Here is a 20,332-nt window from a genome sequence, read left to right as displayed (position 1 = left end):
ATGGGCAAGATTCTCGTACATGAGTTCGTGAGCCTCGACGGGAGTTACGAGGACCCGAGTTTCACGTTCGAGTACGGGTTCCCGGCGGGAGTGGCGGAGGCGTTGGGCGAGCTGACCGGTTCGAGCACCGCGATCCTGCTCGGCCGGAACACCTTTCAGATGTTCGCGCCGGCGTGGTCGACACGTACCGCCGAGGACGATCCGGGTGCGCCGTTCTTCAACGACAGCCCCAAGTACGTGGTGTCGTCCACGCTCGAGAACGGCGACGAGTGGAACAACTCGACCATCCTCGGCGCCTACGACCCGGCGGCGATCCGCACCCTCAAAGCGCAGACCGACGGCAACATCTACATCAGCGGCAGCGGCACACTGGTCCGCGCGCTGCTGGCCGACGGGCTGGTGGACGAACTGCACATGCTGGTCTACCCGGTCGTCCTGGGTTCGGGTGCACGGCTCTTCCCCGACGGTATGGGGCAGACGAAGCTGGCCCTGCTCGAGAGCGAGTCCTTCGAGAATGGCGTCTTGCACCTGGTCTACGGCCCGGCGAGCTGATCCGGGCGCTGCCGCGTCACGCGAACGCGATCTGTCGAATGTGTACGAGATCGGCCGCGAAATCCGCGACGTCCTGATCGCGCCGATCAGCTGATCCTCGCTTCCCACAACTGCGGCGCTTCCCGTCTCCTCCTGTTTGTGCCCGCCGGCGCGTGGGTACAACTGGGCCAGCCACCGATGGGCGCCGCGGAGTCTGTCGGGGTGAGGTCTCCGGGGTTCAATCCTTGTAGCCCCGGTGGCCGCTCCCACCTGCGTTCTTCCGGCTATCATTGTCGAGGCAGTTAAGCAGCAGCGGCCGGATTCGACTGTTGGTGCCCAGCCGCCCTCTCGGCGGCAGGGCTGCACCGGAGGCACACATACAGGTGGAGAACTTCACGTCCGTCGACGGGACGGGCGGAACGCGCGACAACGGGATGCAGCGGGTGGGCAGCTTCCGCTTCCTGTATGAGGGTGAGCGCTGGGAATGGTCCGATGAGGTGGCCTGGCTCCATGGGTACGAGCCCGGACAGGTCACCCCGTCGACGGAGCTCATGGCTCAGCACAAACATCCCGACGACCGCGCCCATTTCGAGGCGATGGTCGCGGAGATGCTCACCAACCACGCACCGTTCTCCAGCCGCCACCGCATCATCGACACCCGCGGTCGGATTCACCCGGTGACGGTCATCGCACACACGATCTACGACCCCGACGGCCGCGCGATCGGCACCGAGGGGTTCTATCTGGATCTGTCCGGTTCGGTCGACGAGTCCGTCAAACAGCGGGTCGACGCCGAAGTCATGAACTTCCGTACGTCGCGCGCGTCGATCGAGCAGGCGAAGGGCATGCTGATGCTCGTCTACGGCGTCACCGAGGACCGTGCGATCGACGTACTCAAGTGGCGGTCACAGCAGGAGAACGTGAAGGTCCGCGACATCGCGGACACCATCATCATCGAGGCACTCGCGGGCATCGAGATCCCGGAGGTCACCCGCCGACGGTTCGACAACATCGTGCTGACGTCGTCTACGCGGCCCGATCCCGTCTCATCGGAGTGACCGGACGGCGCGGTGGGCGTCGAACTGTCGGTGCGGCGCGTCGGGAAATCCGCTCGACCGGTCGAACGCCGGTCGCGACGTGCCGTGCCCTGCGCGGCCTGCCGGCTCAGCCCGACCGATGGCTGGACAACAGATCGAACACGGCACCCAATTGTGCTCGTGCATCGTTGATCTCGTCGGTGCGCCCGGCGATCTGATGCAGTAGTGCGCGCTGGAAGATGCCGTCGACCATGACGTAGGCCGTCGACGACGGCATCGCCGGTTCGGTGCCGCAGAACTCGCAGTACCGCGCGATGACGCGCCAGATCATCTGCTCACGACGCGACTCGATCTCGAGCACATCCGCGCGGAACGAGTCGTCGAAAAGGCTCTGATTACGCAGGTCGTACCAGAGCCGGTGGATCGCGGCGTCGGCCGTCAGCGTCGCGAAGAAGGTGCTCGCGAAGTCGGCCCGGAGCTGGTCGGCGTCCTCGGCGTTGGCGACCACCTCGTCGTAGCGCGTGACGCATACCGCCTCGTACTGACGAACGGCATGCGCGATGAGATCCAGCTTGTCCGAGAAGTAGTAGTGCAGGACTCCATGGGAGTACTCGGAGTTCTGCGCGATCTCCCGCAGACTTGTCCGCGCGTACCCGAGCTCGGCCAGCGTGTGCAGCGTCGCCAGGGCAAGCTCTGTCCGCCGCTCCTCGAACTTGTCGCGGGAGCGTTCGGTGACGCGCGCTCTGCGGTCGTCGACCTGTGTCACTGCTGTCGATCCTGTCGTCTGGGTCACATCTCGGTGTGCAGCGAGTCTATCCGGTTCTCCGGGGCGATCTACCTGACGACCGCCCTTGACAACTGTCAAGGATTCTCTTGACGACTGTCAAGACTTCTGCCTACTGTGGCGTGCGACACAGTCGATATGTGCTGTGTGTCACACCGCGCGGCGGTGTCGACTCCACGATCTGCCGACTTCAAAGGAGAGGTGCGGATGACGAGTTACGACTTGACCGGGCGAACGGCACTGGTGACAGGCGGTGCGCAGGGTCTGGGCGCGGGTATGGCGGACGCGTTGGCCGGTGCCGGCGCGTCGGTCGCGATCGGCGACGTCAATGCTGACGGTGGCCAGGAGACCGTCGAGAATCTGCGGGCCCGAGGTGTGAAGGCGGAGTTCGTCGCGCTCGACGTCACCGACGACTCGGCGTGGGAAGCCGCCGTCGCCGCCACGGTCCAGTCACTCGGCGGCCTCGACATCGTCGTGAACAACGCAGGCATCGAGGTCACCAATCTGCTGGTCGATCTCGACGCCGCCGCCGCGTCGAAGATGCTCGAGGTGAACGTGCTCGGCACCGCACTCGGCATCAAGCACGCCTTCCGGGCGATGCGCCCGGGCGGTCCGGCCGGCAAGGGCGGAGCCGTGGTCAACATCGCCTCGGTCGCCGCAACCATCGCGTTCCCGGGGATCAGTGTCTACTCGGCGACCAAATCGGGCATCGACCGGCTCACCCGGGTGGCCGCGGCCGAATCCGGCAAGCTCGGCTACGGAGTCCGCGTCAACTCGATCTACCCGGCGCTCACCCCGACGGCCATGGGCAACAAGCTCGCTGTCGACTGCGCAGAACTGGGCCTCTTCCCGTCTCCGGAGGCTGCGGCCCAGGCGGTCGCGGAGATGACCCCGCTCGGGCGGCTCGGGCAGGTCGACGACATGGCCGATGCTGTCGTGTTCCTCGCCTCCGGCGCCGCCAAGTTCATCACCGGCGCGGGACTCCCCGTCGACGGCGGCATGGGTATGTGACCCGACCGCTTCCCCCATCCCGCACCCCACTGCCACATCCCACCGCCACATCACCGACCCGAGGAGATCAGTCATGTCCACCGACAAGCGTGTCGTCGTCTACGGAGCCTCCGGATACACCGGACGTCTCATCTGTGAATACCTGCGCGAGTACAACATCCCGTTCTTGGCCGCGGGCCGTGATCACGGCCGCGTCAAGGGCGCTGTCGACGCCGTTCCCGGCATCGACACCGTCGACCACGAGATCGTCGAGGTCGAACACACGACGGCAGCCCTCGTCGAGGCGTTCCGCGGCGCCGATGTCGTCCTCAACACGGTCGGACCCTTCGCCCGATACGGTCACGAGGTCGCGCAGGCGTGCCTCGAGATCGGCGCGCACTACACCGACACCAACGGTGAACAGAACTGGATGATCGACGCCGAGGCGCGCTACGGGGCGGATTTCGCCTCGCGTGGACTGGTTCTCACACCCGGGCTCGCCCAGATGTACACGATCGGTGAGATCGCCGCGAACATCTGTCTGGAGAATCCGGGCCTGGACACCCTCGACATCCAGGTGTTCTGGAAGGGCCACCCCACGGTGGCGTCGACCAACACCATCCTGACCAACGCGGCGTTCGCCAAGGCCTACTACCTCGAGCAGAACGAGTACGTGGAATGGCCTCCGGAGGAGGGGCTGTACACGGTGAGTGTGCCCGGCCAGCACGAGTTGGGGCTGGCATTGCCCTGGGGCGGGACGTCACACCCGGTGTGGTTCAAGAACGACCCGCGTGTCTCGACCGCCAAGGCTCTGGGTGGTGTGTTCAATCGCCCTCTGATGCAGGGTGTTCCGGTGCTCGTCGCAGCCGCCCTCGAGCAGATGGAGGGCAAGTCCGAGGAGGAGAAGTACCGGATCATCGACGAGCAGTCGGCGGCGATCCGCAGCGAGATGCCGCCGCGGGAGAATCCGCGCATCAACACCTCGCTGGATTCGGTGTACGCATCGGGTCCGCTCGGCCGGGCCCACTGCGTGATCCACGGCAACTGCAACTACAAGCAGACCGCACTGCTCAACGCACACGCTGCCGCCGAACTCCTCGCCGGTCAGCCACGCAAGGTCGGTTTCGCGTCCAGCTGCCAGGCATTCGGGCATCGCGAGCTGCTGGGTACCCTGCGCGCCTTCGGATTGGTCCTGGACCCGATCACGACCATCGCCCGCTGAGTCCGACGATGCGTCTCGCGGAGTATCTCGACAAGGGCGCCTCGCTCGGTCGTGAGGCGCCATGCCTCACGACCGGCGGGGTGACCGTCTCCTACGGCGACGTGCAGGATCGGTCCGTCGACATCGCCGGGGCGTTGCAGCACACCGGCATCGGGGCCGGTGACCGCGTCGCGGTCCTGTCGGCCAACGATCCCCTCGCGCTCACGTGCGTGTTCGGCATCTCGCGGGCCGGTGCCGTCTGGTGCCCGGTCAACCCGCGGAACGAGGCCGACGAGAATCGTCAGCTCTTCCAACTGTTCGGCTGCCGGTTCCTGTTCTTCCAGGAGAAGTTCGCCGGACTGGTCGACAAGATCCGCGCACAACTGCCGGCGCTCGAGTGGCTGGTCTGTCTCGACGGAGAGGTGGCCTGGGCGCACACCTTCGACAGCTGGCTGGCCGAACACAGGGCGAAACCCGATGTCGCGCTCCGACCCGACGGCGGTCTGTGCATGCTGGCCGGAACCGGTGGCACCACGGGTAAACCCAAGGGGGTCAGGCTGACCGAGAACAACATGATGACCTCGACCGCCCTGGCGCTGATGAGTTACCCTTTCGGTGACCGGCCACGCTATCTCGCGCTGGCGCCGCTCACGCATTCCGCCGGCGTGCTGACCTTCCCGATTCTGAGTCTCGGTGGTGAGGTGGTGATCATGCGGGCCCCCGACATCGGGGAGTTCCTGCGTCTCATCGAACATCATCAGATCACCCATGCATTCCTGCCGCCGACGGTGATCTACGGGGTGCTCGATCACCCGGACCTGGACTCACGGGACCTGTCGTCGTTGCGGTGCCTGTGGTACGGCGCGGCACCGATGTCTCCGACGCGTCTCGAGGAGGCGCTGTCGCGGATCGGTCCCGTGTTGGGGCAGTTGTTCGGACAGACCGAGGCGCCCAACATGATCGCGACCCTCGCACCGGCCGATCATTTCCGCGCCGACGGTTCTGTCGCGACCGAACGACTGACCTCGGCGGGCCGCCCGACACCTCTGACGACCGTCGCGATCATGGACGAGAACGGCGCGATGGTGTCCCGGGGACAGCGGGGCGAGATCGTCGTCCGGGGACCCCTAGTGATGGACGGCTATCACGACAACCCCACGGCGACAGCGGAGGTCAGTGCCTTCGGTTGGCACCACACCGGCGACATCGGCTATCTCGACGACGACGGATTCCTGTTCGTCGTCGACCGCGCCAAGGACATGATCATCAGTGGCGGTTTCAACGTGTACTCGGCGGAGGTGGAGCAGGCGCTCCTGGCCCACCCGGCCGTCAAGGATTCGGCCGTGGTCGGGCTCCCCGACGACAAGTGGGGCGAACGTGTCACTGCGGCAGTCGAATTACGCTCGGGCCAGAACGCCGGCGCCGACGACATCATCGCCTTCGTGAAGGAGCGCATCGGCAGCGTCAAGGCCCCCAAAGAAATCGAGATCTGGACGGAGCTGCCACGGTCGAAGGTCGGGAAGATCCTCAAGAACGAGGTGCGGGGAGCGATGCGGGAGCAACGTTCAGGTAGTTCTAGCTGATTCGTTGACCCAGATGTCACCGCAGAGGACCGTCGAGCGGGTCCGGGCGCTCGACGGTCAGCTGACGTGACATCTGGGTCAGCGCCCCGACTCAGGAAGCCGCCCCCGTTTCCACTGCGCGCAAGCAGTATCCGATCGACTCCGGCTGGGTGAACACCCAGGCGGTCTGGTCGTCGGTGCAGCTGACGGACGCGTCGGATCGGTTGACGGCCTCGGCGATGACGGTCGTCGCCGCCGGCGCTGCGCTGCAGTCCGATTCGCGGTAGTCGACGAGCTGGCCGCCGGGCAGCGGGATCTGATAGCACGCTCCGTTCGCGAAGTTCGGTGTCATGCAGAGCTTCTGCGGATCGTCGGGGAAGGACAGGCTGGCGCTGTTGTCGCCTGCACAGTCACCGTCGACCGCGACGGTGGACGCGGCGTAGAAGGTGAGTCCGTCGGCATCGCAGTCGACCTTGGATGCGCGGACCTTGCCGTCGTCGTCGGCCTTCTCACCGATCGTGAGGCATTCGCCCACCGCGATATCGGAGGTCTTCTCGACCGGTGTCTTCGCGGGCGTGCCGATCGACACGCTGCATGCCGCCAGCAGCGCGAACACCACACAGGCGAACAGAAGTCCGACTCCGCGGGCGATCTGCCATCGTCGGCGACGGGGTGAGTCGGCGGCGCCGTCGGCGATGTAGGTGATGGTCGGACGAGGGGAGGAGTCGTGGAACGACATCGGAAGAGCCTTTCGGTTGCTGGTCGTGCGACGAGCATCTCGATGGGCTCTTGCGGCGGACTTGGGGTCGACTTGGCGGAGGACCCGTCGTCGGCCGTATGACCGACGACGACGACACAGACGACCCCCGGAGCATGATGGTCACAGCTCCGGGGGTCTGACCGTCCCAGGACTGCCTAGAATTGCCAGGTCGGCTGTCGTGCCGGATTCCCGTATCCGGCAAGGATAAACGTGCGGCTGCGGGCGTCGGTGGTCGCCGCGGGGTCAGCGCCCCTCGGGTGGCAGCCGGTTGGCATCTGGATTCTGGGCGGCCCGGGGATCCATGGAGTGGCGCGGATCCTGCGCATGACGGGGATCCTGAATCTGCCGTGGGTCCTGGCCGTGCCGCGGATCCTGGGCGTGACGCGGGTCCAGGCCCGGGTTCCGATCGTTGCCCTGCATCGGCGAGCCGGTGGCATTGCCCTGGACCGCGTTGCCCTGAACCGCATCGCCCTGGACCGGTCGGCGCCGCTCACCGTTGCGGTCGACGTCCGGGTCGAGCTTGTCGGCACGAGCGAACTCCTTCTCGACCTCCTGGCGTGACTCTGCGGCCTGCCCTTGATGGGTGCGAGCGTGCTCGCCGAGTCGCTTGGCCTCGGCCGCTTTCGCGTCGGCTTCGGCCTTCGCCTGACGTGCGCGCGCCTCCGATTCCTCGGCTATCGCCTCACGCTTGCGTACCTCCGAGGCCTGATCGGACGCGTTCTCGCGGATCTCCTGCGCTTTCACACGCTGAAGTTGGCGGCGCTGGCGCATGGACAGCACCACCACGATCAACAACACGAGTACGACGACGATGGCGATGATGATCCAGACTGCGGCGTCCATGATCTCTCCTCTGACGACGATGGTCGTCGCGGAGTACCCGCGTAGCTGAGAATCAACCGTGGTGCGTCGACGGCACGACGGGTGGCTCGCTCGTCACCCTGACGCGGTCGATGACGTCCGGGACGCCAGGACCGCGGCCATCTGTGCGTATCCCTCGCGGACACTCGGATATCGGGGTGCCCAACCGGTCGTGCTGCGGAACAGGTTGTTGCGGACGCGTAGGGAGCGGGTCATCGACGTCGTCCGGTTGCCGAGCAATGCCGCCACGCGGCCGGGGCCCGACACCCACGAGCGTCGGCCGACGGCGGCGGCCATCGAGCGAGCGTCGTCGCGTTTGGTGACCGGTTCGTCGTCGACGATGTGATAGGTCCCGGTCGGGCAATCGAGGGCGGCGACGACGGCGGCGGCTGCGTCGGCGAGGTGAATCGACGAGACGTAGGCGTCGGGACGTCCCGCACGAAACCCGATGTGGTGTCGGGCCATTCGCATGATCTGCTCACTGTGGGCCGCGCCGGGACCGTAGAAGATGCCGAACCGCAGGACGACTCCCGTTCCGTGCTGCGTGCTGAATCTGTGGTTGTTCGCCTCTGCGGCGTGATTGCCGACAGCGAGTGGGAAGCGGTCGACCGGCGAGTCCTCGTCCACCCAGTCGTCACCGTTGTCGCGGCAGATCATCACGACCGACTCCTGGACGACCCGTGGCACCTCGGCATCGAGTGCGGCGTCCACGACGGCGGCCGACCCCTCCGTCCGAATGCGCTGGCATTCACGCCACGCCGAGGTCAGCATGAACCGCTCCGCCGACGGTAGGGCCGACGCGAGGTTGATCACCGCGTCGTGGCCGCGAAATGCCTCTCGGAGTTGGGAGCGGTCGAACAGTGAGACCTCAGCCGGTCGTGCACCCTGCTGTCGCACGACGGCAGACTTCTGCGGTGTGCGGGTCAGGGCTGTCACGGTGTGGCCCGCCGCAACGAGCGCGGGCACCGCGTATCCCCCGATCGCGCCGGTACCGCCCGTGACGAACACCTTCATCGGTCGCATGGCACGAGTGTCACATCCTGATCGAATGGATGTCGTTCGACCGGTGTCCAATCGTCCACTCGATGGACGTTGCGGGCGCCGACGTCTCGGCTCACTGCATAGCGCGCACAAGAAGTGCCTGATCGGGGCATGATGTGTTCGGATGGGCGCCAGTCGGCGTGCATCGACAATGCTTGATGCGGTGGGCTTCAGGTGTCGACCATCGCGTGCCGAGAGGACGCCCTGGATGACAGCGACCGGTGAATCACCCGCTCTGGGTGATGCGCATCTTCGCAGCGCATCGGACGTCGCCGCCGATGCGGATGTGGAACCGAATGTCGGTCTCGCCACCGTTGATGCCGCCGTCCGGCTGAAAACCTATGGACCCAACGAGGTGACCGCCGAGCCGCCGCCGTCCATCTGGGCGGTGTCACGTGGTCAGCTCGCGAACCCGATGAACATCATGTTGCTCATCGTCGCCGTCGCCGCGTTCGTGATCGGACAGATCGCCACGGGACTCGTCGTCGCATTCCTGGTCGTGTTCAACGTCGTGATGGGAACGCGGCAGGAGATGAAGGCGCAGGCGAGCGTTGATGCGCTCGCGAGTCTTCAGGTGCCCGTGGCCCGTGTCCGTCGGGGTGGTCAGGTTGCCGAGGTGCCGGCCGCTGATCTCGTCCCCGGCGATATCGTGCTGGTCGAGTCGGGCGACCTCGTGCCCGCCGACGGTCGGCTGATCACGTCGGCGACACTCGAGGTGCAGGAGGCGGCACTGACCGGCGAGAGCGCGCCGGTGGCCAAGGACCCGGCCATCGTCGCCGGCGGCGACGTCGCGCTGGGTGACCGCACCAACATGGTCTTCCAGAACACTCAGGTGACCCGCGGGTCGGCGGTGTTCGTCGTGACTTCGACCGGCGCAGGTACCCAGATGGGCCGGATCGCGGATATGGTCACCGCGACCAAACGTTCCAAGTCGCCGCTGCAGATCGAGCTGGACGGTCTGACCAAGGTGTTCGGTTTCCTCGCGTGGGGTGCGGTCGCGATCATCGGGGTCGTCGGACTGGTCCGCGGTCAGAGCGGTGAAACCCTTGCCCTCCTCTGTATCTCGACCGCCATCGCATCGATCCCGACCGGTCTGCCGACTTTCGTGCAGACGATGTTGTCCTCGGGCGCTCAACATCTCGCCGAGCAGAAGGCGGTGGTCAAGTCGTTGGCCGACGTGGAGACCCTGGGCGGTACCACGGTGATCAACTCCGACAAGACCGGCACGCTCACCATGAACGCCATGACGGTCACCTCGTTGTATGCGGATGATCAGTGGTTCCGCGTCGAGGGTTCCGGCTATGCCAAAGCGGGTGCGATCCTCGGCGCCGCAGGCGACCCACCCGACTTCACCCCACTGGCCCTCGGGTTGTCGCTCTGCTCCGACGCCACTGTCGGCGACGACGGTTCGGTGATCGGCGACCCCACCGAGGCGGCGCTCGTGGTCCTCGCCGCAAAGATGGGTGTCGACGCCGAGGCAACCCGTCGGGAGATCCCCCGCGTGACCGAGGTGCCCTTCGACTCCGACTACAAGTTCATGGCCACCTTCCACGACCGGCCGTCTTCGATCACCGGTGCGGTGATCGAGCAGCCACACCTCGTCGTCGTGAAGGGTGGGCCCGATGTGGTTCTCGACCGCTGCGGCGCGGCATTGCGACGCGGTGTGGTCGTTCCGATCGACGACATGCGCCGTCAGATCCTCGACGCCAATCGCGAACTGTCCGAGAAGGGTTTGCGCGTGCTCGCCTTCGCGGCCCGCGGGCTCGACGACAGTGCGATGGCGGCTGCATCGGCAGAGCCGATGGGCGCGGTCACCGATCTCGTGCTCGTCGGCCTCGTGGGCATCATCGACCCACTGCGTACCGAGGCGACCGACGCGGTGCACACCGCACTCGGCGCGGGCATCGACGTCCGCATGATCACCGGTGACCACACGATCACTGCGCGCGCGATCGCCGATCAACTCGGCCTGGGCCCCGGGGTGATCACCGGGACCGAACTGCAGAAGCTCAGCGACGACGATGTGAAAACCGAACTGCCACAACTTCATGTCTTCGGACGAGTGGCGCCCGAGGACAAACTCCGGCTGGCTCGGCTCATGCAGGAAGACGGCGACGTCGTCGCCATGACCGGCGATGCCGTCAACGATGCCGCGGCACTCAAGCAGGCCGATGTCGGCGTCGCGATGGGCAGCGGTTCCGAGGTGTCCAAGCAGGCGGCAAAGATCGTCCTGACCGACGACAACTTCGCCACACTGGTGCGCGCGGTGGAACTGGGCCGCGACATCTACCGCCGGATCTCGACCTACATCCGATTGCAGTTGACGATCCTGTCGTCGGTCCTCCAGCTGATGGTGTTCGCGACCATCTTCAATGTCAACGGCGGTGTGGCGATGCTGCCGATGCAGCTGTTGTTCTGCAAGCTGTTCGTGATCGTCACCGTCGTCGTCGGATTGATCGTCGACGTCCCTGATCCTGGCGTGATGCAGCGACCGCCCCGCAAGCCCGGAACCCGCATCGTCGAGGGCCCTCAGATCGTCCGATGGCTGATCAGCGGTTTTCTCGTCGCGGTCACCGCGCTGGCGTTGCTGCAATGGGGGCCTGACGAACCGTCGGCGGACAGTGGATCGGTGTCGATGACGATGGCTTTTGCCGTCGTCGCGCTGACCGGTGTCAATCTGGGTGTGGTCATGCGTCGAGAGCGTCAAGTGCCCTGGTCGCAGCCGATGTTTCCCTACTTCGGGTGGCTGATCGCCGGGTGGACACTCACATGGTCCGCCGTCGAACTGGGCATGCTGCAGCGACTGCTCGACACCGTGTCGCTCACCGGCGGGCAATGGCTGGTGGTGCTGGGATTGTCTTTGATCACGCCGTTGTTCGTCGGGGTCGACAAGGCGATCGGGATACGGAAGCTGAGGGCCGACGCCACGACACTCTGACCTGCCCGCGGCGAGCGGGGGGACCAGGACAACGACTCCCGCATCGGACACGGGCGACAGACAGACGCCGGCCCGGGCGACACCTTCGCAAGGCGTCGCCCGGGCCGGTGCGTCTGATCAGTGGGTTACAGGTGACGCTTCACGTAATCCGCGGCGTCGAGCGTCATGCCGTTGACGGAGTACAGCACATGCAGCCCGTTGGGCTGTCCGGCCGGCGCACCGTCACAGATGTTGTCTCCGGCGATGCAGTAACTCTTCGTCTTGGCCTTGTACTCGCGGTCGACCTCGATCGGAGGCGACCCGATGTCCCGCAGGAAGCGGTCCGACGGCGGCGCGAAGAGCACGACGGCCGCGATGTTGTCGGCGACGTCGCCCGGCAGCGGCGGCGGCACCTGGCTCGCGTACTGGCGGTACTCGGACGGCACGCTGATGCCGGTGGCGGTGGTGAAGCCGGCGACGACCGCACCCTGCGAATATCCGCCCAGCACGACGCGCGTGCCGGGGCAGTTGGCGGCGAGATACTTGATCCGCGACTGCGCCGAGCGCACGCCGACGGTCACGGAGTTGGCGATGGCGAGCCGGTTGTTGAACTTGTCGCTGGCCGGATACTTCACGCCGTAGCTGCTGACGGACTTACCGGGCAACTGGGAGCGGACGGCTTCGACGAACGAGACACCGGTCACCCCCATCGGGGGCGCGGGCTCGATAGTGCCGCGCGCGAAGATGACCTCGACATCGCTACACGGAGCCGCCTTGGCCTGGGCATTCGAGAAAATCAGAGAGCCGCTGAGCGCCATGGCCAGACAGGCCATCGACACCGTCACGCGGCGAAGAACGGTCGACACGGTCATAAATTCGAACTCCTCGGGTCAGACAGTGTTGGGTCGGGTCCTCGTGTGGTTGTTCGCACGGCGGCGCCGATCGGATGAGTCCGTCTGTGATCTGACCATAAACCCCTGGGTCGGCAATCTCGACCGATCGTCCATTCGGGTTCGTCGATCGCTTGTCCTGACCGGCTTCCACGACGACGCCGACGACGCGAGGGAAGAGGCCTCGTGCCGTCGGCGCCGGTGGGGTCGTCGCGGTCAGTACACGGGTGGTTCGCCCTCGGCCGCCGGGCCCTTCTCGACGGGAGTGTCGTCGATGATCGCCTTGTATGCGTGGTTCTCGTGACGGATCATCGCGACGAAGAAGGCGATGAAGAGCAGCACCGCCAGGACGAAGACGATCCACACTCCCACCGAGAAACCGCCGAAGGTGAACACGACGCCCGGGTCGTCATAGGAATCGATCGGATTGAACATCTACTTCACCTCGACTGGGGACGTGGCTTGTGTGGGAGGGACGGTCTCGCCGGGGGTGTCGGTCGGTACCGCGACGATGTCGCCGGTGTCGCCGCGCATGATGGTGACCGGGATACCTTCCGGATACGGGGTGGCAGGGACCTCGGTCAGATCGAGACCCTGGGCCTCCACCTCCGGTGGGATACGCAGCAGACCGACCTTCTTCAGGCCCAGCGACACCAGATAGGCAGGAAGGAATCCGAGGACGGCGAACACGGCTGCGCCGACGAGCTGACCCCACAGCGACACCGAGGGATTGCCGTCGGTGTTGGGATAGCCGGCCAGGAAGACGCCGGCCATGATCAGCGAGTACAGACCGATACCGCCGTGAACCGACACCGCACCCACCACATCGTCGATCCGGAACTTCTCCAACAACTTTCCGATGAAGGGGATCAACGCGCCCGCGCCCAGGGCAATGAGGAACGCCAAGGCCGGGTGATAGAGATCCATGCCGGCCGCGACGCCGATGACTCCCGCGAGGCCACCCGAGATCGTCCAGAACGGCTCGCCCCGCGACGTCAGGTAGGCGCCGATGATGCCGCCTGCCAGCCCCATCAACGTGTTGAATGCGAAGGCGGACAAGGTCGTCGGGCTGCCGTAGATAGTGGTGTAGCCTCCGGGGCCGTAGATGACACAACCCATCAGGAAGCCGAAGAAGCCGGTGAAGATCAGCATCAGGCCGAGCATCGTGAGGGGCAGGTTGTGCGGGCGGATCGTGACCGGGGTGCCGTCGGCTCGGAAGCGGCCGATCCGCGGGCCCAGGTTGAGCAGGATGCCGAGCGTGGCGAATCCCGCGATCATGTGCACACACCCTGCGGCTCCGACATCGTGGAACCCGAGTTTGGTCAGCATCCATCCGGAGCCGTGCCAGCCCCAGGCCGCCGCGATGATCCAGACGACGGAACCGACGAGCACCGTCAGCACCAGGAATGCGCTCGTCCGGATGCGCTCGAGCACCGCGCCGGACATGATGGAGCCGGTGGTGGCCGCGAACAGGGCGAATGCGCCCCAGAAGATGCCGCTGGCGGAGTCCGTGGTGTTCGGTCCCATGTTGTCGCTCCATGGCAGCGCGGCCTGCGCGGCGTCTGTCATCTCGACGAATCCGCTCGGCATCGCGTTGTAGAGAAACCAGCCGACGAAGAAGAACGACGCGATGATCGTCGCGAAGGCGAGCAGATTCTTCATCGCCGTCGCGAGCACGTTCTTCGAGCGTGACGCACCGACCTCGTAGGCGAGGAACCCTGCATGGATCAGCATCATCAGGGCGATGGACACCCAGTAGAAGAACTCATTGTTGACCGACCCCATCGTGGTGATGGCGTCCTCGACGTCTGGTGGCACGGGTTACCTCCGTTGGGCGACACAAGGTTTCGCTGGGTTTCGCACGAGTGTGCACTGCGCACCGACGGTGTACGCATGAGAGACGATAGGCCTGCCAACGTCTCGTTCTCGTGCCTCGGAGGTAAAGGGAACGTAAATCGATGCCGGGATCTGTTACGCGGGCGCGAGTGCGCTACACGAATGTGAATCGGGTGCAGTCTGTCGGAAACGACGCCCACGCGAGGGCTCGTTGAGGGGTGATCGCCCGCAGGCCACCGCCGTCGGTCGGTGATTGCCAGGACTCGGGGCCGGGGCGGTAGTCCTGATCCGCATATTTGGTGAAGGCGGCGGACAGCCGGGCGCCGAGGCCTTCCGGGAGAGCGCGCACGGCCGTCGAGTACCCGTCGATGATCACCACGTCGGTTCCGCTCTCCAGGTTGAGGGTGCATGCCGGATTCGCTTCGACGTTGCGTGCGTGGCGGGTCGTCGGCGCGCCGTCGTAGAAGAAACGACCGTCGACCCAGACTCCCCAGCGCGGCACCACATGCGGCGTGCCGTCGCCCCGGACCGATGTCAACCAATAGTGTGTCGACGCCACGAGACGCTCCTCGACCGAAGCCCACGAGCGTGTGCCGGCCAGACCCTCGCCGACGCCGTAGCCGTCCGGGAACACCGGTCGGTCGACCACCGGCGCCGACACGGTGGGCAGGTTGTCGGCCACCGGCAGGCCGTACGGGCGGGCGTCGGAGTTCGGGGCAGATGAGGTGGGTGCGTGGGGAGATTCGGTCACGGTTCAACCGTACGAGTGGGAGGTTCTCCGGGCTTGACCGTTCTTGCTCTGTTTCTGGTGCGCACACGACCACGGTGGAGCGTGTCATCGGTCACTCTGCGAATAGCCAGACGAGTCATGTCGTTGCACCACAGGTCACTGTCGTCGACCACAGAGGTGTTGTTGTGAAAATCGGGATCATCGGTGCCGGATTCATCGGCGGGACGCTGACGCGTCGACTCACCACACTGGGGCACGAGGTGCGCGTGGCCAATTCGCGGGCGCCCGAGACGCTCGCCGAACTCGCCGAGGAGACCGGTGCCACAGCGGTGTGGGCTGCCGATGCCGCGCAGGACGCCGACCTCGTCATCGTCAGCATTCCGCAGAAGAACACCCCCGATCTCGCCCCGGGAATCCTCGACGGCCGCAAGATCGGTGCGCCGGTCGTCGAGACCAACAACTACTACCCGCAGCAGCGTGACGGGAAGATCGACGCGATCGAGGAGGGGACCCCGGAGAGTGTGTGGGTGTCCGAACAGCTCGGCGTGCCCGTCTACAAGGTGTTCAACGGAATCTATTGGAAACACTTGCTGAACAAGGGTGTTCCGGCCGGCACCGAGGGGCGGATCGCGCTCCCGATCGCCGGGGACGACGCCGACGGCAAGAAGATCGTGTTCCAGCTCGTCGATGAGCTCGGTTTCGATCCGGTCGACGGCGGAACACTCGCCGACTCGTGGCGCCAGCAGCCGGGAACGCCGGTGTACGGGAAAGACTTCGGAGTCGACGACACGATCACAGCGCTTACGGATGCCACGCCGGAACGTACCGAGGAGTGGCGAGCGGCCTGACGGTCTCGCGCTGGGCTGCGCCACCCGGCCCCTCAGGAGTGGAGCGATAGCGCAGCGTCACGAAGGGGCTACCCAACCCGGCCCCTGAGGAGCGGAGCGAAAGCGCGGCGTCACGAAGGGCGTCACCGTCGTTTCGGACGCCCCGCCCCCCGCCGCGCACCTTTGCCGCGCACCTTCCCGGCGGCCTCGCGTGCCGTCCGCTTCGCCGCGGCCTTCTCTTTCGCCGAGCGCTTTGCTGTCGGCTCGGAGCGGCCGCGGGACGATGTCGACTTGCGTCCGCGGACGATGCCGATGAACTCATCGGCGAGATCCGTTGTCGGCGACGGCCACAGGAGTCCGACAGTCCCTTTGGGGGCGTCGATCACGGGCCGGTAGGTGAGGTCCCTGCGGTGGTGCAACCGCGCCAGTGATTGCGGCACGAGCACCAGCGCCATCCCTGTGGCGACGAGTTCGATTGCATCACCTGTTGTTTCGGGTCGATGATCGACGGCGCGGCCAGGTCGTCCGGCGACGGTCAGTGGTTCGTCGAGTGGCCATAGGAACTGCTCGTCGTCGAGGTCGGCGAGGGTAAGTTCGTCGGCTGCGGTGAGGACGTGGTCTTTCGGTACCACCGCCACCGTGGTCTCGTCGTACAGATCGATCGTGTGGTGCTCGCCGACCTCGCCATGGCGGAGCGCGTCGGGAAGGCGCGTGATCGCCATGTCCACCTGGCCGTCGTGAACTGCCTGCGCGCAGCTCGACACGTCGAGGGTGATGAGCTGTAGCGCAACGTCGCGTCGGCGCTCGGCCCAGATGCGGGCCCACTTGCTCGGGGTCACGCCCGGGACGTACGCCAGACGAAAGGCGGGGACGTCGTCGGGTGTGCTCACCCTCGAAGGCTACCGCCGGATACCCTCAGGACATGAGCTCGCAGTCGATGAAGCCGGCGACAGCCGCCAAGAAGCTGGACGTGTATCTGCCGGCCACGCCCGACGAGTTTCGGAGCGGATCCATCACCCGAGCCGAGCTCACCGCCCTCCAGAACGACCCGCCCGAATGGCTCCGCACACTGCGCGCCGACGGTCCGCACCCGAAGAACCTGGTGGCCGCGAAACTCGGGATCTCCAACTCCGGGCTGATCCGCGGCGGCATCACCGAAGCACTGACGACTGCGCAGATCGATGAACTCCTGGCGGAGATGCCCGAGTGGCTGGCCGCAGAGCGCGCCACGCGTGTCGAGGGTCGGCGCGAGGAGCGGCGGATCAAGTCGCTTCACGAGGACAAGCGACGGGATGCGGAGTCTGCTGAGGAGTGATGCGTCGAGGTGGATCGTTGATGTAGTCGCCGCCGCGACACCGGATCGATTCGACGACCACGACGGCAGGGTTACTCAGGAGCGCTCCGAAGCCCCTCACCGGTGCAGTCGAGTTGACCGCCGAAGAGGGTCCGTCGCAAGAATATGCACCAGTCGCTCGCGGGCCTCGTCATGAGGGAACGACATAGCAGCTTTCGCGTTCGGCGGTGTGCGCCGCGATGTCACGGCCGACCTGGTAGCCGAAGACCAGTGCCGGGCCAATGTTTGCGCCGTAGCCCGGGTAACCTCCGCCGAAGACACTGACCGCGGCGGTGCCCACCGCGTATAGGCCCGGGATGGGGGTGCCGTCGCCGGTGATCACCTCGCTGCGTCGGTTGACGGCGAGGCCCGCGTACGAACCAAGGTCGCCCATCTGGATCCGCACCGCGTAGAACGGGGCACGGTCGAGAACCTCGAGGTTCGGGTTGGGCGTGTGGTCGAGGTCGCCCTTGAAGTGGTGAAACCAATTGGAGCCGCGACCGAACCGCGGGTCCTCGCCACGGGCTGCGCCGTCGTTGAAATCGGCGACGGTGGCCTCGAGCCGATCCGCGGGGACGCCGACCTTCGCCGCGAGTTCGGAGAGGGTTGGCGCAGAAGTCAGATATCCGACCTTCTCGTAGTACCAGGTGGGCATGGGCCAGGGTTTTGCGTAGCCGATGCCGTAGGTATGCATCGCCTTGCGATCGGCGATGATCCAGCCATAGGTTTCGCGTTCCCCGTCGCTGTCGGCGAGCATCTGGACGCCGAAATCGTGATAGCTGAACGACTCGTTCGCGAACCGCTCGCCGTGCCGGTTGATCGCGATCAACCCGGGCAGGCCGAACGCCCGCAGGTGCGGGAAGATCCGGTCCTGGCCGCGCAGGCTCTTCCACACCGTGACCGGGCCCCACGAGGCGGGCTGATGCGGGCTGGCGTCGAGCACACCGCCAACAGCGGCAGCCAACCGGTAGCTGTCTCCGTCGTGTCCACGCGTCGGCGTGACATGGTTGTCGCCGTACCGATCATGGGGGAAGACACGCTTGCGCAGCTCGGCGTCGCCGGTGAAGCCGCCGGCGGCGATGACGACGCCGAGGCGCGCGTGGACCGTGGACTTGTGGGTACCGCCGACGACGACCCCGTTTGCGACACCGTCGTCGCCGATGAGAATCCGGAGCACGGGTGCCTCGGTGATCATTGGGATACACAGGCGGCGCGCCGCGGCGACCATGCTCGTCATCAGGGCGTTCCCGTTGGTTCGGTCGTATCCACGCTTGTGCGCGGCGGTCTCCCACCAACACTTGAGGATTCGGCGCATGACGTAGGCGAACGCCTTGGGTGAGCGGTTGGCGCGAAGGAACGTGGCGATATCGTCGCCGATCTCGGGCATATAGCCGAAGACGGTGTAGGGGTACAGGTATGGCTGAACGCGGAGCCTGTCGTCTCCGAGGACGCGGCCATCGGTCTTGGCCACGGTGACTGCGCGTCCTCCTTTGCGGGCGCCAGGGGCGTCCATCTGGTAGTCGGGCGCGGTCTCTGGTAAGACGAAATCGACACCGGCTTCGTCGGTGAGGAAGGTCATCGCGTTCGGGACTTCGTCGAGAAACGTTTGTACCGCCTCCGGATTGTAGGAGTCTTTCGCGAGAGTTCGGATATAGGTCTCGATATCGGCACGTGAGTCACCGCGGGCGATGCCCTCGCGGGTTCCGGGAACCCAGGCCCAGCCGCCTGAGATCGCCGACGTGCCACCAAGATATCGGTCTTTCTCGAGGACGACCACGCTCTGGCCCTGTTTGGCGGCCGTCAGGGCGGCGCTGATGCCGGCGGCGCCCGAGCCTATCACCACGATGTCGTAACTACTTTCGAGCATTTCTGTTCTTCCTTGTGCGGTCGGTGTTCTCATTGGGTGGTCAGTGGGCTGTGTAGCCGCCGTCAACGACCAGTTCGGTCCCGGTGGTGAAGGAGGATTCGTCGGAAGCCAAGTAGAGGACGGCATCGGCTATCTCGCGTGGAGTGCCCTGGCGCGTCAGCGGATTGCCGGACACCAATTGGCGGTAGTACGCCTCGGGTCCGATCGGACTGCGTTCCGCGGAGGATCGGCTCATCCTGGTGTCCATCGAGCCGGGGTGTACCGAGTTGACGCGTATCCCACTGGGCCCGTAAGTGACTGCGTCGGACTTCGCCAGCAGTCGGACGGCACCCTTGGACGCATGATAGAGCGGCACATTCGCGCCGCCGGTCAGCCCGTGAATCGACGAGAAGTCGACGATACTGCCCTGTCCCGCCGCGATCATGTGCGGAACAACGTATTTCGTCATCAGCCAGGTACCTTTGACGTTCACGCCGAAGACGACGTCGAATTCGCATTCGGTCGCCTCATGCGACGGTGCGGGTCGGCCGAGAATTCCGGCGGCATTGACCAGAATGTCCGGGGTGCCGAGGTCGGCGACGGCTGCGGCAACCGTTGTCGCCACATCGTTCTCGCATGTGATGTCGACGACCCGGTCGGTTATGACATCGGTGACGGCGAACGGCCATGCTTCGCGTGGCTTGTCGCGGTCGAGGTTGGCGACGGTGGCCCCCTCCTCGGCGAGCCGCTTGACGACAGCAGCACCGAGATCCCCGCTGCCCCCGGTTACGAAGGCAACCTTTCCGGCCACTCGTCCAACGTTGTTGACCATGGTTAATCTCCTTGTCTAAGTCTTGATCTCAAATGATGAAGTCGACGGATGCGATCTCTGCGGCGCCGGTCCCGGAGATCGTGATGAGTGGTCGGTGGGCAGGATGTTCGGTGTAGGTGGCGACGTCCTCGATCGTGTCGAACTCTGCGACGATTGCCGCGTCCCAGGAGCGGTCAGTGCCCAGAGTGTCGACACCGGCACTGAGACTGCGCAGCACGCCGATCTGTGATGGTAGTTCGCGCACCGCGGCGAGCCACGAAACACGTTCGGCTTCAGGGAATTCGGGATGCCATCGGAACATCACCACGTGTCGGATCATGGCTAACAGGATGCGGGCGATCTGTGGCCGTAGCC

General features: G+C 65.7%; 19 protein-coding genes and 1 pseudogene. 8 read left to right on the top strand and 12 right to left on the bottom strand.

Going from position 1 to position 20,332, the window contains the following annotated elements; genetic code table 11:
* Positions 1-552: a dihydrofolate reductase family protein gene (locus tag EEB19_RS19095; RefSeq protein ID WP_187588922.1), complete on the top strand. Its 552-nt coding sequence runs from the start codon at positions 1-3 to the stop codon at positions 550-552.
* 362 nt (positions 553-914) lie between these two features.
* Entirely contained in the window at positions 915-1,589 is a 675-nt protein-coding gene (locus tag EEB19_RS19090) for a PAS and ANTAR domain-containing protein (RefSeq protein ID WP_316245478.1), read from the top strand.
* Positions 1,590-1,695: 106 nt separating this feature from the next.
* Here EEB19_RS19090 and EEB19_RS19085 read toward each other — a convergent pair whose 3' ends face one another.
* Positions 1,696-2,334, bottom strand: coding sequence for a TetR/AcrR family transcriptional regulator (locus EEB19_RS19085; protein ID WP_187588921.1), 639 nt, complete (start codon positions 2,332-2,334; stop codon positions 1,696-1,698).
* A gap of 225 nt (positions 2,335-2,559) precedes the next feature.
* Here EEB19_RS19085 and EEB19_RS19080 point away from each other — a divergent pair, with 225 nt between their 5' ends.
* The 3 genes from EEB19_RS19080 (at position 2,560) to EEB19_RS19070 (ending at position 6,126) form a co-directional block, all read left to right on the top strand.
* A complete protein-coding gene (locus EEB19_RS19080) occupies positions 2,560-3,363 on the top strand; it encodes an SDR family NAD(P)-dependent oxidoreductase (RefSeq protein WP_187588920.1) in 804 nt (267 codons plus the stop codon).
* 73 nt (positions 3,364-3,436) lie between these two features.
* Positions 3,437-4,564 carry a DUF5938 domain-containing protein gene (locus tag EEB19_RS19075; RefSeq protein WP_187588919.1) on the top strand — a complete coding sequence of 376 codons (1,128 nt, stop codon included), beginning with the start codon at positions 3,437-3,439 and terminating at the stop codon, positions 4,562-4,564.
* 8 nt (positions 4,565-4,572) lie between these two features.
* Positions 4,573-6,126 carry a long-chain fatty acid--CoA ligase gene (locus EEB19_RS19070; RefSeq protein WP_187588918.1) on the top strand — a complete coding sequence of 518 codons (1,554 nt, stop codon included), beginning with the start codon at positions 4,573-4,575 and terminating at the stop codon, positions 6,124-6,126.
* A gap of 91 nt (positions 6,127-6,217) precedes the next feature.
* On the opposite strand, the gene EEB19_RS19065 is transcribed toward EEB19_RS19070, so the two are convergent.
* From EEB19_RS19065 to EEB19_RS19055, 3 genes are all read right to left on the bottom strand, one after another.
* The gene (locus tag EEB19_RS19065; protein ID WP_187588917.1) at positions 6,218-6,844 is read right to left on the bottom strand and encodes a pyridine nucleotide-disulfide oxidoreductase; all 627 of its coding nucleotides are present in this window, start codon (positions 6,842-6,844) and stop codon (positions 6,218-6,220) included.
* Positions 6,845-7,108: 264 nt separating this feature from the next.
* On the bottom strand, positions 7,109-7,708 hold the full coding sequence (locus EEB19_RS27030; RefSeq protein ID WP_262365784.1) for a hypothetical protein: 600 nt from the start codon (positions 7,706-7,708) through the stop codon (positions 7,109-7,111).
* Between the two features lie 93 nt (positions 7,709-7,801).
* The gene (locus tag EEB19_RS19055; protein ID WP_187588944.1) at positions 7,802-8,740 is read right to left on the bottom strand and encodes an NAD(P)-dependent oxidoreductase; all 939 of its coding nucleotides are present in this window, start codon (positions 8,738-8,740) and stop codon (positions 7,802-7,804) included.
* A 235-nt stretch (positions 8,741-8,975) separates the two neighbouring features.
* Here EEB19_RS19055 and EEB19_RS19050 point away from each other — a divergent pair, with 235 nt between their 5' ends.
* Entirely contained in the window at positions 8,976-11,705 is a 2,730-nt protein-coding gene (locus tag EEB19_RS19050; protein ID WP_187588916.1) for a cation-transporting P-type ATPase, read from the top strand.
* Positions 11,706-11,830: 125 nt separating this feature from the next.
* Here EEB19_RS19050 and EEB19_RS19045 read toward each other — a convergent pair whose 3' ends face one another.
* From EEB19_RS19045 to EEB19_RS19030, 4 genes are all read right to left on the bottom strand, one after another.
* Entirely contained in the window at positions 11,831-12,556 is a 726-nt protein-coding gene (locus EEB19_RS19045; protein WP_187588915.1) for a cutinase family protein, read from the bottom strand.
* Positions 12,557-12,790: 234 nt separating this feature from the next.
* Positions 12,791-13,009 (bottom strand): hypothetical protein, encoded by a 219-nt coding sequence (locus EEB19_RS19040; protein WP_187588914.1) that lies wholly within the window; start codon positions 13,007-13,009, stop codon positions 12,791-12,793.
* Entirely contained in the window at positions 13,010-14,392 is a 1,383-nt protein-coding gene (locus tag EEB19_RS19035) for an ammonium transporter (protein WP_262365783.1), read from the bottom strand.
* A gap of 172 nt (positions 14,393-14,564) precedes the next feature.
* Complete coding sequence (locus EEB19_RS19030; RefSeq protein ID WP_262365782.1) at positions 14,565-15,161, bottom strand: pyridoxamine 5'-phosphate oxidase family protein; 597 nt, start codon at positions 15,159-15,161, stop codon at positions 14,565-14,567.
* A gap of 158 nt (positions 15,162-15,319) precedes the next feature.
* On the opposite strand from EEB19_RS19030, the pseudogene EEB19_RS19025 reads away from it, so the two are divergent.
* A pseudogene (locus EEB19_RS19025) lies at positions 15,320-15,988 on the top strand (NADPH-dependent F420 reductase); the annotation flags it as partial.
* Positions 15,989-16,110: 122 nt separating this feature from the next.
* On the opposite strand, the gene EEB19_RS19020 reads toward EEB19_RS19025, so the two are convergent.
* Positions 16,111-16,857 (bottom strand): LysR family transcriptional regulator substrate-binding protein, encoded by a 747-nt coding sequence (locus EEB19_RS19020; protein ID WP_187588912.1) that lies wholly within the window; start codon positions 16,855-16,857, stop codon positions 16,111-16,113.
* Positions 16,858-16,904: 47 nt separating this feature from the next.
* Between EEB19_RS19020 and EEB19_RS19015 the strand changes: the two genes are divergently transcribed.
* Positions 16,905-17,282, top strand: coding sequence for a DUF5997 family protein (locus EEB19_RS19015; RefSeq protein ID WP_187588942.1), 378 nt, complete (start codon positions 16,905-16,907; stop codon positions 17,280-17,282).
* Positions 17,283-17,451: 169 nt separating this feature from the next.
* On the opposite strand, the gene EEB19_RS19010 is transcribed toward EEB19_RS19015, so the two are convergent.
* The 3 genes from EEB19_RS19010 to EEB19_RS19000 are packed head-to-tail and all read right to left on the bottom strand — an operon-like array spanning position 17,452 to position 20,297.
* The gene (locus EEB19_RS19010) at positions 17,452-19,167 is read right to left on the bottom strand and encodes an FAD-dependent oxidoreductase (RefSeq protein ID WP_187588911.1); all 1,716 of its coding nucleotides are present in this window, start codon (positions 19,165-19,167) and stop codon (positions 17,452-17,454) included.
* Positions 19,168-19,207: 40 nt separating this feature from the next.
* Complete coding sequence (locus tag EEB19_RS19005; RefSeq protein WP_187588910.1) at positions 19,208-19,978, bottom strand: SDR family NAD(P)-dependent oxidoreductase; 771 nt, start codon at positions 19,976-19,978, stop codon at positions 19,208-19,210.
* Between the two features lie 28 nt (positions 19,979-20,006).
* A complete protein-coding gene (locus EEB19_RS19000) occupies positions 20,007-20,297 on the bottom strand; it encodes a Dabb family protein (RefSeq protein WP_187588909.1) in 291 nt (96 codons plus the stop codon).
* Between the last annotated feature and the right edge of the window lie 35 nt (positions 20,298-20,332).

It is taken from the genome of Gordonia sp. OPL2 (assembly GCF_003797825.1).
GTDB lineage: Bacteria > Actinomycetota > Actinomycetes > Mycobacteriales > Mycobacteriaceae > Gordonia.
The sequence above is the reverse complement of the archived record's forward strand: the minus strand, read 5'-3'. Positions and strand labels throughout refer to the sequence as shown.

Bases quoted from the DNA above. Each gene is read 5' to 3' on its own strand.
- EEB19_RS19070 (WP_187588918.1), top strand. From the start codon at position 4,573: ATGCGTCTCGCGGAGTATCTCGACAAGGGCGCCTCGCTCGGTCGTGAG.
- EEB19_RS19050 (WP_187588916.1), top strand. From the start codon at position 8,976: ATGACAGCGACCGGTGAATCACCCGCTCTGGGTGATGCGCATCTTCGC.
- EEB19_RS19080 (WP_187588920.1), top strand. From the start codon at position 2,560: ATGACGAGTTACGACTTGACCGGGCGAACGGCACTGGTGACAGGCGGT.
- EEB19_RS19045 (WP_187588915.1), bottom strand. From the start codon at position 12,556: ATGACCGTGTCGACCGTTCTTCGCCGCGTGACGGTGTCGATGGCCTGT.
- EEB19_RS19055 (WP_187588944.1), bottom strand. From the start codon at position 8,740: ATGAAGGTGTTCGTCACGGGCGGTACCGGCGCGATCGGGGGATACGCG.
- EEB19_RS19015 (WP_187588942.1), top strand. From the start codon at position 16,905: ATGAAGCCGGCGACAGCCGCCAAGAAGCTGGACGTGTATCTGCCGGCC.
- EEB19_RS19000 (WP_187588909.1), bottom strand. From the start codon at position 20,297: ATGATCCGACACGTGGTGATGTTCCGATGGCATCCCGAATTCCCTGAA.
- EEB19_RS19065 (WP_187588917.1), bottom strand. From the start codon at position 6,844: ATGTCGTTCCACGACTCCTCCCCTCGTCCGACCATCACCTACATCGCC.
- EEB19_RS19040 (WP_187588914.1), bottom strand. From the start codon at position 13,009: ATGTTCAATCCGATCGATTCCTATGACGACCCGGGCGTCGTGTTCACC.
- EEB19_RS19075 (WP_187588919.1), top strand. From the start codon at position 3,437: ATGTCCACCGACAAGCGTGTCGTCGTCTACGGAGCCTCCGGATACACC.
- EEB19_RS27030 (WP_262365784.1), bottom strand. From the start codon at position 7,708: ATGGACGCCGCAGTCTGGATCATCATCGCCATCGTCGTCGTACTCGTG.
- EEB19_RS19095 (WP_187588922.1), top strand. From the start codon at position 1: ATGGGCAAGATTCTCGTACATGAGTTCGTGAGCCTCGACGGGAGTTAC.
- EEB19_RS19010 (WP_187588911.1), bottom strand. From the start codon at position 19,167: ATGCTCGAAAGTAGTTACGACATCGTGGTGATAGGCTCGGGCGCCGCC.
- EEB19_RS19005 (WP_187588910.1), bottom strand. From the start codon at position 19,978: ATGGTCAACAACGTTGGACGAGTGGCCGGAAAGGTTGCCTTCGTAACC.